The 549-nt window shown below is 47.7% G+C and carries 1 protein-coding gene and 1 pseudogene; both read right to left on the bottom strand.

The window, feature by feature from the left end; all coding sequences use genetic code 11:
* Positions 1–267: topoisomerase DNA-binding C4 zinc finger domain-containing protein (locus tag AC5O77_RS22305; protein WP_494507237.1), on the bottom strand; the 267-nt coding region annotated here is incomplete at its 3' end.
* 28 nt (positions 268–295) lie between these two features.
* A pseudogene (gene smg, locus AC5O77_RS22300) lies at positions 296–549 on the bottom strand (DUF494 family protein Smg); the annotation flags it as partial.

The following is a 549-nucleotide window of genomic DNA, read 5'->3' as shown; positions in this document are numbered from 1 at the left end:
AGATGTGTATAAGAGACAGCCAATAAACATACCAAAGCGTCCCTGGCGTAATACCAGATTTGCGCCACATGCAGGGCAAACCTGCCCCTCCAGAACTTTGACGATATGTCCATCCGCTGAAGATTTCAGAGGACGGACGTAGTCACACGCCGGATACTGTGAGCATCCAAGAAACGGACCGTGTTTCCCGGATCGAATAACCAGTTCAGCCCCGCACTTTGGGCAGGACTCATTATTACGCACCGTGAACAGTGCTGATTTTGCCATAACAACTTATGCTGAATTAAAGAAATGATTAATGCAGCATACCTTCATTCACTTCAAAGAGTAATTCTTCCATTTGCTGGTACGCATTTTCGCAGCCCGGAATATTGAACAACACCATCAGGATTACCCATTTCAGGTCTTCCAGGTCGAACTCTGCGGTATCCAGCGCGAGCACTCGCTCTATCACCATTTCACGGGTTTCAAGGTTAAGCACCTGAATTTGCTCAAGGAAAAGCAGAAAACCACGACAGCTGGCATCCAGCCTTTCACACTCTTCAGGGG

This window comes from Stenotrophomonas sp. INTA L402-1 (assembly GCF_059295135.1).
This window is presented reverse-complemented; position numbering and strand designations above follow the sequence as displayed.